This window comes from Rhizobium sp. P32RR-XVIII, assembly GCF_012641395.1.
In the GTDB taxonomy this organism is placed as follows: Bacteria; Pseudomonadota; Alphaproteobacteria; order Rhizobiales; family Rhizobiaceae; genus Rhizobium.
This window is the reverse complement of sequence record NZ_JABAIH010000005.1, coordinates 385,196-398,661: the sequence shown is the minus strand read 5'-3', so window position 1 is coordinate 398,661 and position 13,466 is coordinate 385,196. Positions and strand designations below refer to the sequence as shown.

Below are 13,466 nucleotides of genomic sequence, written 5' to 3'. Positions count from 1 at the left end.
ATTTTTCCGCGCGCGGAAACCGCCTTTCAGATCAAAGCACGCGCCGCGGCGAGTCCAGCCGTGACAGCGGCCATCGAAAACCCGACGCTTGCGGTGATGTAGAGCCAGCCGGAGACAGCGTCGCCGCGCTCGAAGAGCGAAATCGCATCGAGCGAAAAGGCCGAGAAGGTTGTGAAGCCGCCGAGAAAGCCGGTGATGAGCAGAAGCCTCAGTTCGACAGAGGCGTTGAACCTGCGTGCGATCATTTCAGCAAGAACGCCGATGGCAAAGCATCCCACGATGTTGATGATCAGCGTGCCCCACGGAAAGTTCGGCCCCATGAGCCGAAGCGACCATTGGCCGACATAATATCTCAGAAGCGAACCGATGGCGCCGCCGGCGCCCACAAGAAAAGCCTGAATCATGCGTTCGCCTTACGTCACAAATCCATGGATTCCAAGCGGCAGGAAAAGATCTGCAGTTCAGTAAAATGCTATTAATTTCTTTAGCCGGACACAAACAAAGAGCCTGTACCATATCAGTATGGCACAGGTCATTACGATATCCGCGAGCACCGCCGCTGCCGCTTTCGAGACGCTGAGGATCGCTCCCCGCGTGCCTGCGAGCATTGCCGCCAAGGATGCGCGCCGTATCGCCGATCGCCAGCTCAAGGGCACGACGGCGGATGAAGTCGAGGAAACCCAGAACATCATCCAATCGACCGAGATCGCTCTCGACCTCATGACGAGTGGCAACAAGCAGCCGCAGGCCGGTTTACGGCAGGCTCTGAAATCCTACGAAGATTCCTGAATTCCGTCGCCGGGGAAGCGAAAAGCCCGCGACGCATGCCGCGGGCCTCCGCCTGATCACTTGCCCTGAGCCGAAAGCACCTTCAACGTCAGATCGACCTTGCCGGCTTTCTCGAAGGTCAGTGTCACGGGCACGCTGTCGCCCTGCTTGAACGGCGCCTTGACCTTCTGGAACATCAGGTGCAGGCCTCCCGGTGCGAGCGTCACGGTCCCGCCAGCCGGCACGGGAATACCGTCCTTCAGCTCCCGCATCTTCATGACATTGTCCTGCATCGCCATCTCGTGCAATTCAACTTCGCCCGCATTGGGGGACGAGATCGAGACGAGCCTGTCGTCGGTCTTGCCGTTGTTGCTGATGGTGAAGAAGCCGCCACCGACCGGCTGGCCGGGAAGCATCGCCTTTGCAAAAGCGCCGGAAATCTGGAGATCGCCGAGCGTTACCGTGTCACCTGCCATGCCGCTCATATCCATGCCAGCCATATCATCATGGCCGTGATCATGTTCCGCGCCTGCAACGACCGTCAGCAACGGCGCCGGGTTTTTGAGCTTGTGCGGATTGCCGCCTTCCTTGGCGACCTCATCCCAAGCTGCTACGGCATCGCCACAAAGCTGGGTGACCGGAAAAGCGAGCGGCGTCCCGCCTTCGACCCTAGAGATCTTACCCTGAATGACGAAGGTGTCGTAGAAATCGTCGGAGAGATTGCCGCCCTTCCAGCGGATCTCGACAGCGCCGGATGTTACTGCGGTGCCGTGATTGTCGTAACTCTTCTTGTAGTCGCCCTTGACGATCTCGAGTTCCCAGCCCGCCTTTGGCTGCGGCTTTGCGAACACAAACCCTTCGGGCAGTTTGACCTGTACCTCGTTCGTCGTCTTGCCGTCGCATCCATGCGAGACCTGCAGCGTGACAAGGATCGTCTTCTCTTGCGGCGCCTGCGGATCTAGGAAACTCACATGTGCCTGCGCGGCGGTGAACGTGGTAGCGGAAAGCAGCGCGACGCCGCCGAGTGTTTTAATTGCCTTCATTGGAATATCTCCCCGCCGGTTACTACCTGCGAACCCTGGCGTACCGGCACTATAGTGTCATTTCGGTCATGGCTGGAGATCAGACCAGAGCCGGGGGCCCCCTGGATTTCGGCTGTTCGACGGCACGCGCGCCGATAGTCACATGCGCCTCAACCGGCGGATTATGCAGCGAGGCGAATTCGAGATGCAGCCACGAGCCGGAGTCAGGCCCTGGCAAAATGACGGAAGCCGCGAGCCGGCAGACTTCACAATTCGGCTTCGGCGGAACCGCCCTGCCATCAGTGTCGGTGACCGTCACGCAGAGCGAGGCATACGAGCCGTCCGGCAGGCCGTATTCCGCGCCGTTATAAGCGGGCTCGGCCGAGACCTGCGGAGCCTGATGCGCAAGGCCGAGCAAAAGCAGGCTCAACGCGCAGACTACGCGTGTCAGCATCCCAGCTCTTCGGCTCCTGTCCGTCATCAAATCCCCTCGGCGACTTTGCGATTAACCACTTTACCGGCAAAAAGCAAAAGCGTTTTGCCGCAGATCAGACGCTGGCCCACGGAAAGCGCGACAAAAATTTGCTCGGCGGCGACATTCCCCCTTGCCAACAACCCGCTCCGCCGGATAATTGCGGCGACCTTGTTGGGAGAATCCGGTCCGCTAGCGACCGGTGCCGAAGGAGCAACCGCCCCGGAAACTCTCAGGCAAAAGGACCACAAGGGGCAGACGGAACTCTGGAGAGAAGCGTTCTCGAAACGCTCGCCGAAGGGATAACAATCTCAGGCACAGGGACAGAGGGGGCTCGAAAGACAGGCGCGGCGGTGCCTGCAGATTTGAGCCCGCGCTTGGGATTCCACGCGCAAACCCCGGAGGCGTCATTGGACGATACTGCTGCCCTCAAGAAAACTCCGCTTCACGCGCTGCATCTTTCGCTCGGCGCCCGCATGGTCCCCTTTGCAGGCTACGAGATGCCGGTGCAATATCCGGCGGGCGTCATGAAGGAACACCTGCAGACGCGCACCGCAGGCGGCCTGTTCGATGTCTCGCACATGGGCCAGGTCATCGTGAAGGCGAAGTCCGGCAAATACGAAGACGCCGCGCTTGCGCTGGAAAGCCTCGTCCCGGTGGACATCCTCGGTCTGGCGGAAGGGCGCCAGCGTTATGGCTTCTTCACCGACGAGAACGGCGGCATCCTCGACGACCTGATGATCGCCCATCTCGACGACCACCTCTTCGTCGTGGTCAACGCCGCCTGCAAGGAGGCCGACGTCGCGCATCTGCGGAAGCATATCGGCGACCGCTGCGACATTACCGTGCTCGATCGGGCACTGATCGCTCTTCAGGGGCCGCACGCAGTCGATGTGCTCGCCGAACTCTGGGCCGACGTCGCCGCGATGAAGTTCATGGACGTGCGCCATTGCCGCCTGCACGATGTCTCCTGTCTTGTGTCCCGCTCCGGCTACACCGGCGAAGACGGCTACGAAATCTCGGTACCGCAGGAGATGGCCGAAGATATCGCCAAACGGCTGCTCGAGCATCCGGACGTGCAGCCGATCGGTCTTGGAGCCCGCGATTCACTTCGGCTGGAAGCCGGTCTCTGCCTCTATGGCAACGACATTGACACGACGACTACGCCGATCGAGGCCGCGCTCGAATGGGCCATGCAGAAGGCCCGTAGGACGGGCGGAGCGCGCGCCGGCGGTTTTCCGGGTGCCGAACGCATTCTTTCCGAACTCGACAATGGCGCCAAGCGCCGCCGCGTCGGCCTGAAGCCCGAGGGCAAGGCGCCGGTGCGCGGCCACTCAAAGCTTTACGCGGATGCCGAAGGCAAGACCGAGATCGGCGAAGTCACCTCGGGCGGCTTCGGTCCCAGTGTAGAAGGTCCGGTTGCCATGGGCTACGTGCCGGTTTCGCATTCGGCCGCGGGAACTCAGATTTACGCCGAAGTGCGCGGCAAGTACCTGCCCCTCACCGTCATTGCGCTTCCCTTCATCACGCCGACCTATAAACGCTAATAGTTTTCCAGAGAGGACGAACCATGCTGAAATTTACCGAAGAACACGAGTGGCTGAAGATTGAAGGCGGCGTTGCGACGGTCGGGATCACGAGCTATGCCGTCGATCAACTCGGCGACCTCGTTTTCGTCGAACTGCCAGAAGTAGGCAGCAGCTTCTCCAAGAATGATGCCGCCGCGACGGTCGAATCCGTAAAGGCTGCTTCCGACGTTTATTGTCCGCTCGATGGCGAGATCACTGAAGTCAACCTGGCAATTACCGCCGATCCGTCGCTGGTGAATTCCGACCCGCAGGGTGCCGGCTGGTTCTTCAAGCTGAAGCTCAAGAACCCGGCCGATGCAGATGGCCTCCTCGAAGAGGCGGCCTACAAGGAGCTCACCGCGTAATGACGACGCCCACGGAATTCCAGTTCACGGACTACCAGCCCTACGACTTCGCCAATCGCCGCCATATCGGCCCCTCGCCGGCTGAAATGGCTGACATGCTGAAGGTCATCGGCTACGGCAGCCTCAATGCCTTGATTGATGCGACGGTGCCACCCTCCATCCGCCAGAAGCAGCCGCTGGCATGGGGCGCCCCGATGACAGAGCGCGAGGCGCTCGACAAGCTGCGCGAGACCGCCAACAAGAACAAGGTGCTGACCTCGCTGATCGGCCAGGGATATTACGGCACGATCACGCCGCCGGTCATCCAGCGCACCATCCTCGAAAACCCGGCCTGGTACACGGCCTACACGCCCTACCAGCCTGAAATCAGCCAGGGCCGCCTCGAGGCGCTGCTGAACTACCAGACGATGATCTGCGACCTCACCGGCCTCGACGTCGCCAATGCCTCGCTGCTCGACGAGGCCACGGCCGCCGCCGAAGCCATGGCTATGGCCGAACGCGTCTCCAAGTCGAAGGCAAAGGCCTTCTTCGTCGATGCCGACTGCCATCCGCAGACAATCGCGCTCATCCGCACCCGCGCCGAGCCGCTCGGCTGGACCGTCATCGTCGGCAACCCTTTCACCGATCTCGACCCGACTGAAGTCTTCGGCGCGATCTTCCAGTATCCGGGCACGCACGGCCATGTGCATGATTTCTCCGGCCTGATCGCCCGCCTCCACCAGACCGGCGCGATCGCCGTCGTCGCAGCCGATATCCTGGCCCTGACGCTCCTGAAGTCGCCTGGCGAAATGGGCGCCGATATCGCCATCGGCTCCTCGCAGCGCTTCGGCGTTCCGGTCGGCTATGGCGGTCCGCATGCGGCCTACATGTCCGTCAAGGATGCGATCAAGCGCTCCATGCCCGGCCGTCTCGTCGGCGTCTCCGTCGATGCGCGCGGTAACCGCGCTTACCGCCTGTCGCTGCAGACCCGCGAGCAGCATATCCGCCGCGAAAAGGCGACGTCGAACATCTGCACCGCACAGGTGCTGCTGGCCGTGATGGCCTCCATGTATGCCGTTTTCCACGGTCCGAAGGGCATCAAGGCGATTGCCCAGCAGGTCCACCAGAAGGCGGTGCTGATGGCAAAGGGTCTCGAAAAGCTCGGCTACACGGTCGAGCCGGAAACCTTCTTCGACACGTTCACCGTGGACGTCGGCCATATGCAGGGCCTCATCCTGCGCGCCGCCGTTGCGGAAGGCGTCAACCTTCGCAAGGTGGGCGATACGAAGATCGGCATGAGCCTCGACGAGCGCACCCGCCCTGCAACCCTTGAGGCCGTCTGGCGCGCCTTCGGCGGCAACTTCGCGATCGCCGATTTCGAGCCGGGCTACCGCCTGCCGAAGGATCTGCTGCGCACCAGCGATTACCTGACGCATCCGATCTTCCACATGAACCGCGCCGAAAGCGAAATGACCCGCTACATCCGCCGGCTTTCGGACCGCGACCTGGCGCTCGACCGGGCGATGATCCCGCTCGGTTCCTGCACGATGAAGCTGAATGCGACGGCGGAAATGCTGCCGATCACCTGGCCGGAATTTTCCGACATCCATCCTTTCGTGCCGGCCGACCAAGCGCTGGGCTATCGCGAGATGATCGACGATCTCATCGAAAAGCTCTGCGCGGTGACCGGCTACGACGCCTTCTCGATGCAGCCGAATTCCGGCGCGCAGGGCGAATATGCCGGCCTCTTGACGATCCGCAACTATCACCTGGCGAATGGCGATACGCATCGCGACGTCTGCCTCATCCCGACCTCGGCACACGGCACCAACCCAGCCTCTGCGCAGATGGCCGGCATGAAGGTGGTCGTGGTCAAGGTTCGCGACAACGGCGACATCGACATGGATGACTTCCGTGCCAAGGCGGAGCAGTATTCGGAGAACCTCTCCTGCTGCATGATCACCTACCCGTCGACGCACGGCGTCTTCGAGGAGACCGTCAGGGAAATCTGCGACATCGTCCATAGCCACGGCGGCCAGGTCTATCTCGACGGCGCCAACATGAACGCCATGGTCGGCCTGTCCCGTCCCGGTGACATCGGCTCGGACGTTTCCCACCTCAACCTGCACAAGACCTTCTGCATTCCGCACGGCGGCGGCGGTCCTGGCATGGGGCCGATCGGCGTCAAGGCGCATCTGGCGCCCTACCTCCCCGGCCATCCGGAAACCGACGGTCGCTCCGGTGCGGTCTCGGCGGCAGCCTTCGGCTCGGCGTCGATCCTGCCGATCTCGTGGAGCTACTGCCTGATGATGGGCGGCGAAGGCCTGACGCAGGCGACCAAGGTCGCGATCCTCAATGCCAACTACATCGCCGCCCGCCTCAAGGGCGCCTACGACGTGCTCTACAAATCCGAGGCCGGCCGTGTCGCGCATGAATGCATCATCGACACGCGCCCGCTGGTCGACAGCGCCGGCGTCACGGTCGACGACGTCGCCAAGCGCCTGATCGACTGCGGCTTCCACGCACCGACCATGAGCTGGCCGGTATCAGGCACATTGATGATCGAGCCGACTGAATCGGAAACCAAGGCCGAACTCGACCGCTTTTGCGAGGCGATGCTGGCGATCCGCCAGGAAGCCCGCGACATCGAGGAAGGCCGCTCCGACAAGGCGAACAACCCGCTGAAGAATGCCCCGCACACGGTCGAAGACCTGGTCGGCGAATGGGACCGCCCATACTCGCGCGAACAGGCCTGCTTCCCGCCAGGTGCCTTCCGCGTCGACAAATACTGGTCGCCGGTCAACCGCGTCGACAACGTCTATGGCGACCGCAACCTGCTCTGCACCTGCCCGCCGGTGGAGAGCTACGCCGAGGCTGCCGAATAACTTGAAGATCCCCTTCTCCCTGCCCCGGGAGAAGGGGCTCCTGCAAATCTCACTTCGCTTTTTTCGATCGGCCGTGCCTCAGCTGTGGTAAAAGTAGTGGCGTGTGCATGACGGCCACGGGTCAGCCTGAACGTGCCCGTTGAGTGCGGGAGTGAGAACAATGCCGGAAACCACCGTCAATGTCCGCTACATGGTCGATGATGTGGAGGCCGCTATCACATGGTATACGAGCCACCTCGGCTTCTCGCTTCTGACGAACTATGCTCCGGCCTTCGCGGATGTGCAGCTGGGGAATTTACGGCTCCTTTTGAGCGGGCCGACAAGCTCGGCTGGTCGGCCTATGCCGGATGGCGAACAGCCAAAGCCGGGCGGCTGGAATCGCATTCATCTCATCGTTGATGATTTGCCTGCCACCGTCGCGCGGCTGCGCACTGCTGGCGTCCGTTTCCGGAACGACATCGTCAAAGGGCCCGGAGGCGCTCAAATCCTGCTGGTCGATCCTTCCGGGAATTTCGTCGAACTCTTCCAGCCGGCACAGCAATGACAGTCTGCTGTAGCGGCCCCTCGCACTCGAGCTGCTTGGGCCTCAGGGAACAATGCCTCGGCAGGCCCACGCGACATTGGCAAAGGATCGCGCGCCGTCCGGTCGCCCCGCCTCATAGGCATCGCGGATGGCGGCATCGACGCGGGCTCGCTCCGAGGCGCCGAGCGTCGTCATATATTGACCAAGAGGCCCTTCGCCCGCGGCGATAGGTGCCCAGAAGTCAGCGAAGTTCTGGTATTCCATGCGGATCAGCAGCTGTGTCTCCGCAACATCCATGAGGCCTTGCTCGACAAAAGCCCGCTTCATTTCGCCCGGCTGCATCATCGGCTGAAAGCAATAGCGACTGCGTAGCTGGCGCCCGGCCTCACTGAGCGCCGCCACCGTGTCGACCATCATGCGCATGACCGGCATGCCGCCGAGATGATCCCAGACGGCTGCCGCCACCGTGCCGCCGGGCCGCACGACGCGGCCCATCTCCGCCACCGCCGTATCGGCCTCGGGCACGAAATGTAGGACGAGCAGCGCCAAAGCACGGTCGAAGGTTCCGTCTTCAAATGGCAAGGAGCAGGCATCCGCCTGGCTGATCTTAATGCGAGGGCTGGTGTTGCGCCGAATTGTCTCCTCGACGAAGACGGGCGAATAGTCGATCGCGGTGATCTCGCCGAGACTGGCGGCTCGGTCGAGCGCGAAGGTGAGGCTGCCGGTGCCGCAGCCGATGTCAAGTACTTTCTCGCCATCGGCGAGGCCCGCGAACTCTATGAATGGAAGCGCGAGCTTCTGGCTCCAGCGTCCCATGAGCTGTTCGTAGCCAGCCGCATCGTGAACAGTGAAGCTTGAAGACATGCGAGCCTCCATCTGCCGAACAGATGGTAAACCTCGACTGGAAGATTGCCAAGGCATCGCCCCCAGATTGCCTTTAAAACATTAGCATGTTTTCATATTCTGAGTGCTCGAACAGGAGAGGAGAGTACGATGGACGCTATGGAATTGTGGGCACTCCCCGACCAGCCAGCGACGGAGCCCTTCCCCGACGATATCAAGAAAGCGATCCTGACCGAACAGGTCGCCGGCAAAGCCTGCGAGGGACAGAGCGGCAAAGATGCCGTGCTGGAGCCAATCACGGCGCTCAAGATGCCGACAGCGGGGATCATCGAGGGTTATCGCCCCGCCTGGACAACGCTCACCCATCTACCGCCCCTCATACCATTTCGGCCCCGCGCCCGCCGGCCCAACGCCATGGCCTTCCCTCGCGCCACCACGCTCCTGCTTCTTGGGCTGCCGGTGATGAAGACGTTGAGCCGATCGGAACTGCCGCCTTGCCTTTATCCTTATTCCACCGTCGGCCGCGTCGAGTATGGCCACGGAACGAGTTTCGATCGTCCTCTCGGCTGGGGCACGGGCACGCTGGTTGGGCCAAATCTGATGTTGACTGCCAGCCACCTGATGCCATGGGATCATCCGCCAGAAGGCTGGTGGATGCGCTTTTCGCCCGGCTACGTCAGCGGCCTTGAGCCCTATGGACGCTCCTACGTGCAATCGGTTCACGGATATCGGCCGCATGAGGATCCCTACGGTCTCGACTACGTCATCTGCCGCCTCTATGCCCCGCTCGGCGAGCGTGTCGGCTGGATGGGCTCGCAGTCCTTCGGCGACGAGGACAAATATTACGACCGCCGCTGGCTCAGCATCGGCTATCCCTCAGTCTATATGAGTGGACAGGATCCGGTGATGGACGTCAACATTGACATCGAGGATATCGATGGCGACGACAACGACAGCCTGGAACTGGAGGTCGATTATTCCACCGCCTTCGCCGGCGGCTGGTCGGGCGGTCCGCTCTGGGACTGGATCGACGGCGACCCTCGTGTCGGCGGCGTCAAGAGCGGCTACGAGGCCGATGGATGGGATCCCGTTCGCGGCGTATTCGCCGGCGGCGGTCCGATGGTCGGCGTGGTTCGCTACGGCTGGGATAACTGGCAATAGACCGACGGGCGCCTGCGCGTTCAGGAGAACAGGGCAGCCCTTCCGGGCCGCCCGTGGTCTTGACCGCACTCGACTAGTTGCCCGGCTTGTTCCGGATGGCCGCGTCGATCTGCCTCTTCACAGCATCGAGATTGAAGGAAGCCGGGTCCTGCATCGGCGGGTAGTCAACTGCCGTGAGGGCAAGTTTCCCGACTTCCTGCTGGACGCTGACGAAGCGCCAGAACTCGCGGGCAAAGAAGTCATTCATGTAACCTCCGCCGAGGTCATTGAGGCTTTGCTCGCCAATCGATGGTGTCCGCTCGAAGGGATCCTGACGGATATTGACCATGGTGGGCATGTCCGTCGTTACCTTTCCGCCGGGCCAGCCCTGCGGCTGCTGCAAGAACTGGAACTTGAAGTTATCGATCCGAACTGCCCCGAGAGCAGGGCCGGCGAAGTAGAAAAACTCATGCCGCGCGGATGGTGATTTGCCCATCAACAGGTCCATCTGATTGTAGCCATCAAGATGGTTCTTGTAGGTCGTATCGCCCAGCTTCACACCTTTAAGCAGCTGGTCGGTGATCTCGGTGTTGCCAGCGGCCGCCGCCAGCGTCGGGAACCAATCCAGGGCCGAAAATATACCATTCTCGACGGTACCCGGCCTGACCTTGCCCGGCCAGCGAATGATGGCCGGTGCGCGGAAGCCACCTTCCATCACGGTACCCTTGGTGCCCTTGAACGGGGTCATGCCGCCATCGGGCCAGGTAAACACCTCCGCCCCATTGTCGGTCGTGAAGACGACAATGGTGTTGTCGGTCTCGCCCGCATCTTCCACGCATTTGAGAAGAGCGCCGACGTTGTCATCAAGCTGCGCCACTCCGGCTTCCTCAAGGCCATAGTTGGAGTCGCTGTTCATGAGGGCTTGGTATTTAGGCGACAGAAAAGTCCAGACGTGCATGCGCGTCGTGTTGTGCCAGACGAAAAACGGCTTGGCGTCAGTCTTGGCTTTGTCCATGAAGTCGCACGAAGCCTTGACCAGCACTTCGTCGAACGTGCCCATGTCGTACTTGGCCTTGGGCATGACGTCATGCATGTTCGGCACGTTGGACATGTCGGGATATGGTGCCAGGGGACCCTCGTCCACGATCCTCTGCTTGCCGATCTTGCCCCAGCGCGGCTGCTCGGTCGTGTCGTCCGTGTCCATTGCAAAGGTGTGGACCAAATTGCGCGGCCCGACTTTATCCCGGTACGATTGGTCATTCGGAAACGAATACCAATAGGGGTCTGACATCGCATCGAGGTGATAGAGATAGCCAAAGAACTCATCGAAGCCATGCAGTGTCGGCAGATACTTGTTCAAGTCGCCAAGATGGTTCTTGCCGAACTGACCGGTGGCATATCCCTCGTTCTTGAGAACGGCGGCTAGGGTTGCCGCCTTGTCAGGCATGCCAACGTCCGCGCCCGCCTGACCAACAGTCGTCAGGCCGGTACGCAATGGAATTTCTCCGGTGATGAAACTCGCCCGGCCGGCAGTGCAACTCGCCTCTGCATAATAGTCGGTGAACATCATGCCTTCGGACGCCAGCTTGTCGAGGTTGGGCGTCTTCCCGGACATGATTCCGCGGTGATAGGCGCCAAGGTTGAACCAGCCGATATCGTCGCCCATAATGACAAGGATGTTAGGTTTTGGCTGCTGCTGTGCGACAGTCGGCGCACCCAGCGCGGTGGCGAACGCGGAAGCCAGCAAACCAAGGCAAAGATTTCTCGTGCTACTCATGATTATACCCTCCGTTTCACTTGGTCTAAATCGCGATTGTCTTCTCACAGCATAAGGGTACACACCCTCATGTCTGCGACGATCTGAGTTTGTGAAACTGCGCGGCGCGGCGGCCGGCACAGCGGGATATACTGGGTATGTGAATGCAGCTCTGATTAGTCGCCATAAGGTGGCGATAGGCGTCCCCGCCATCGAAGCGTCAATGGCTAGCGATAAAATGCTCGCTCTGGCGTCTGCCCCAGTGTAGGCAGTCGTCCTAAGCGCGAATATGGCACATCTTTACCTTCACTGCCAGATTGAAAGCTCTCGTCGCACGCGAGTGGCCGCATCCTTTGGTATGAAGGAATGCCGAAACCCACGGTGGGCCGGTTCCGCCGAGAAGCAGGCGCTGTCGGCTGAGTTCCGTGCCAATACAATACAGAAACCGCGATAATGCGCGCCTGCTTGCAGCTCTTCGCTAACCCAGCCCCTTCAGCATTCCCTAAGCTCCTGCCTGTAGAAAGGCTCCATCTAACCTTTCAGGGATAGGACCGATGAGCATATCAGGCATCACGAGTACCGCTCTTTCGGGAATGCTGGCGCAGACGACGCGCGTAAGCGCAATTGCCAACAATGTTGCGAATGCCAGTACGCCCGGGTACCAGGCGCTGAATACCCGCCTGCAATCCCTCTCCCCGAATGGCGTTCAGGCGATCGTCAGCCAGACCGATGGCGAAGTCGATCCGGCCACCGAACTGACAGACCTGCTCCAAGCCAAGCAGAGCTTTGCCGCCAGCGCCAGCGTGTTCGAGACAGGTGCGGACATGTGGGACGTGCTGATGAGCATAAAGCGGGATTAGGAAAGCGCGCCCGCCGATCCCGCGCATCGCCTCGATCATCAGCGATGAAAGCGCGTTACAGCAGCGTCCCGGCATAACCGAGCACGACGACACCGAAGGCGATAATCAGGCCGCCGGAGATGCGTCGGATCAGCAGCGTCAGATCGCTTGAAATCCTGTCGCGGGCGAGATTGACCGCCGCGCTCAACGCCGTCCACCAGACCATCGCGCCGAAGAACACACCGGTGACGATCGCCGCGGTCTCCGTCACCGTATTGCCGTTCACCAGGCCCAGCCCCGCAAAGAGGCCGCCGAAGGATAGAAACGCGCCGGGATTGGAAATTGCCAGCAGGAAGGTTGACACGACGGTCCGAAAAAAATTGCGGGCGCCGACTTCCACCGCCTCTGCCGGCGGCGTCATAAGATCGCGGATGCCAAGAACGATGAGCACGATACCACCGGCCGCCGCAATCGGCAGGGAATAAGAATCCAGGGCATCAGACACCATCGCAAGCCCTGCCGCGGCAACCAGCGCGTAACAGGAATCCCCCAGCGCCGCGCCAATGCCGATCGCCACCCCCGAACCGAACCCGCGATGAAGGCTGCGATTGATGCACAGCGTCGCGATCGGGCCTGGCGGCGCGGTGACGACAAGGCCAAGCAAAGCGCCTTTGACGAAAAGCACAAGCAGCGTTTCGATGATCATACGGCAGAAACTGGTTTGGCGCCGAAAAGGGGCAAATCAAAAATAACAAAGCCGCCATCGCTGGCGGCTCTTCGGATCTCGATCCCGAAAGCGTTAGTGCGCCGCAGGGACCACCGCATCGCCACGAGCGGCAAGCGCTGCCAGATCCGCCGGTTTCAGCTCCACGGATTCGCCGCAGCCACAGGCGGACGTCTGGTTCGGGTTCGTGAAGATGAAGCCGGAGCGCAGGGTCGTCATCTCGAAGCCCATCTCCGTGCCGAGCAGGTAGAGCACCGCAGACGGCTCGACCCAGACCTTGGCGCCGTCGCGCTCGATCAGGTCGTCCTTGGCATTCGGTTCGGTCACCAGATCGATGGTATATTCCATCCCGGCGCAACCGCCCTTCTTGATGCCGACGCGGATGCCCTTGGCATCCGGCCCGGAATTCTCGACGATCGCCTTGACGCGGCTTGCGGCGGTTTCCGTCATGCTCATTACTGCAAAGCCCATCGGCCTCTTCTCCTTCCGCGCACGGATTCAAGGTCCGGCGTTTCACGATTCAAATGTAGTGCCAGCAGCTTAACCGATCAATACCAGTCCGCCGCATGATCCTGTCCGAAA

15 protein-coding genes and 1 riboswitch are annotated in these 13,466 nt (G+C 61.2%); of the genes, 7 read left to right on the top strand and 8 right to left on the bottom strand.

What is annotated here, in order from left to right; genetic code table 11:
* Nucleotides 1-26: 26 nt before the first annotated feature.
* Entirely contained in the window at nucleotides 27-404 is a 378-nt protein-coding gene (gene crcB / locus HGP14_RS17860) for a fluoride efflux transporter CrcB (RefSeq protein ID WP_168831192.1), read from the bottom strand.
* A 118-nt stretch (nucleotides 405-522) separates the two neighbouring features.
* Here crcB and HGP14_RS17855 point away from each other — a divergent pair, with 118 nt between their 5' ends.
* Nucleotides 523-789, top strand: coding sequence for a hypothetical protein (locus HGP14_RS17855; RefSeq protein WP_168831191.1), 267 nt, complete (start codon nucleotides 523-525; stop codon nucleotides 787-789).
* 56 nt (nucleotides 790-845) lie between these two features.
* Here HGP14_RS17855 and HGP14_RS17850 read toward each other — a convergent pair whose 3' ends face one another.
* From HGP14_RS17850 to HGP14_RS36235, 3 genes are all read right to left on the bottom strand, one after another.
* Nucleotides 846-1,811 (bottom strand): copper chaperone PCu(A)C, encoded by a 966-nt coding sequence (locus HGP14_RS17850; RefSeq protein ID WP_168831190.1) that lies wholly within the window; start codon nucleotides 1,809-1,811, stop codon nucleotides 846-848.
* 79 nt (nucleotides 1,812-1,890) lie between these two features.
* Nucleotides 1,891-2,271 (bottom strand): hypothetical protein, encoded by a 381-nt coding sequence (locus HGP14_RS17845; protein WP_168831189.1) that lies wholly within the window; start codon nucleotides 2,269-2,271, stop codon nucleotides 1,891-1,893.
* The gene (locus tag HGP14_RS36235; protein WP_281408099.1) at nucleotides 2,271-2,402 is read right to left on the bottom strand and encodes a hypothetical protein; all 132 of its coding nucleotides are present in this window, start codon (nucleotides 2,400-2,402) and stop codon (nucleotides 2,271-2,273) included. The genes HGP14_RS17845 and HGP14_RS36235 overlap by 1 nt, the downstream gene beginning before the upstream one ends.
* A 24-nt stretch (nucleotides 2,403-2,426) precedes the next feature.
* Nucleotides 2,427-2,520: riboswitch (glycine riboswitch) on the top strand.
* Nucleotides 2,521-2,672: 152 nt separating this feature from the next.
* On the opposite strand from HGP14_RS36235, the gene gcvT reads away from it, so the two are divergent.
* From gcvT to HGP14_RS17825, 4 genes are all read left to right on the top strand, one after another.
* A complete protein-coding gene (gcvT, locus tag HGP14_RS17840) occupies nucleotides 2,673-3,809 on the top strand; it encodes a glycine cleavage system aminomethyltransferase GcvT (RefSeq protein WP_168831188.1) in 1,137 nt (378 codons plus the stop codon).
* Nucleotides 3,810-3,832: 23 nt separating this feature from the next.
* Entirely contained in the window at nucleotides 3,833-4,195 is a 363-nt protein-coding gene (gcvH, locus tag HGP14_RS17835; RefSeq protein ID WP_168831187.1) for a glycine cleavage system protein GcvH, read from the top strand.
* On the top strand, nucleotides 4,195-7,059 hold the full coding sequence (gene gcvP / locus HGP14_RS17830) for an aminomethyl-transferring glycine dehydrogenase (RefSeq protein WP_168831186.1): 2,865 nt from the start codon (nucleotides 4,195-4,197) through the stop codon (nucleotides 7,057-7,059). Before gcvH ends, gcvP begins: the two co-directional genes overlap by 1 nt.
* 160 nt (nucleotides 7,060-7,219) lie before the next feature.
* On the top strand, nucleotides 7,220-7,603 hold the full coding sequence (locus HGP14_RS17825) for a VOC family protein (RefSeq protein WP_168831185.1): 384 nt from the start codon (nucleotides 7,220-7,222) through the stop codon (nucleotides 7,601-7,603).
* Between the two features lie 42 nt (nucleotides 7,604-7,645).
* On the opposite strand, the gene HGP14_RS17820 is transcribed toward HGP14_RS17825, so the two are convergent.
* Nucleotides 7,646-8,446: a class I SAM-dependent methyltransferase gene (locus tag HGP14_RS17820; RefSeq protein ID WP_168831184.1), complete on the bottom strand. Its 801-nt coding sequence runs from the start codon at nucleotides 8,444-8,446 to the stop codon at nucleotides 7,646-7,648.
* A gap of 129 nt (nucleotides 8,447-8,575) precedes the next feature.
* On the opposite strand from HGP14_RS17820, the gene HGP14_RS17815 reads away from it, so the two are divergent.
* Nucleotides 8,576-9,586, top strand: a complete 1,011-nt coding sequence (locus HGP14_RS17815) for a trypsin-like serine peptidase (protein ID WP_168831183.1) — start codon at nucleotides 8,576-8,578, stop codon at nucleotides 9,584-9,586.
* A 73-nt stretch (nucleotides 9,587-9,659) separates the two neighbouring features.
* On the opposite strand, the gene HGP14_RS17810 is transcribed toward HGP14_RS17815, so the two are convergent.
* Nucleotides 9,660-11,342: an arylsulfatase gene (locus HGP14_RS17810; RefSeq protein WP_168831182.1), complete on the bottom strand. Its 1,683-nt coding sequence runs from the start codon at nucleotides 11,340-11,342 to the stop codon at nucleotides 9,660-9,662.
* Nucleotides 11,343-11,875: 533 nt separating this feature from the next.
* Between HGP14_RS17810 and HGP14_RS17805 the strand changes: the two genes are divergently transcribed.
* Nucleotides 11,876-12,181 (top strand): flagellar basal body protein, encoded by a 306-nt coding sequence (locus HGP14_RS17805; RefSeq protein WP_168831181.1) that lies wholly within the window; start codon nucleotides 11,876-11,878, stop codon nucleotides 12,179-12,181.
* Between the two features lie 55 nt (nucleotides 12,182-12,236).
* Here HGP14_RS17805 and HGP14_RS17800 read toward each other — a convergent pair whose 3' ends face one another.
* Together HGP14_RS17800 and sufA are read right to left on the bottom strand one after the other, a co-directional pair.
* Entirely contained in the window at nucleotides 12,237-12,866 is a 630-nt protein-coding gene (locus tag HGP14_RS17800) for a LysE family translocator (RefSeq protein WP_246704494.1), read from the bottom strand.
* 93 nt (nucleotides 12,867-12,959) lie between these two features.
* A complete protein-coding gene (sufA, locus tag HGP14_RS17795; RefSeq protein ID WP_168831180.1) occupies nucleotides 12,960-13,355 on the bottom strand; it encodes a Fe-S cluster assembly scaffold SufA in 396 nt (131 codons plus the stop codon).
* Nucleotides 13,356-13,466: the final 111 nt, after the last annotated feature.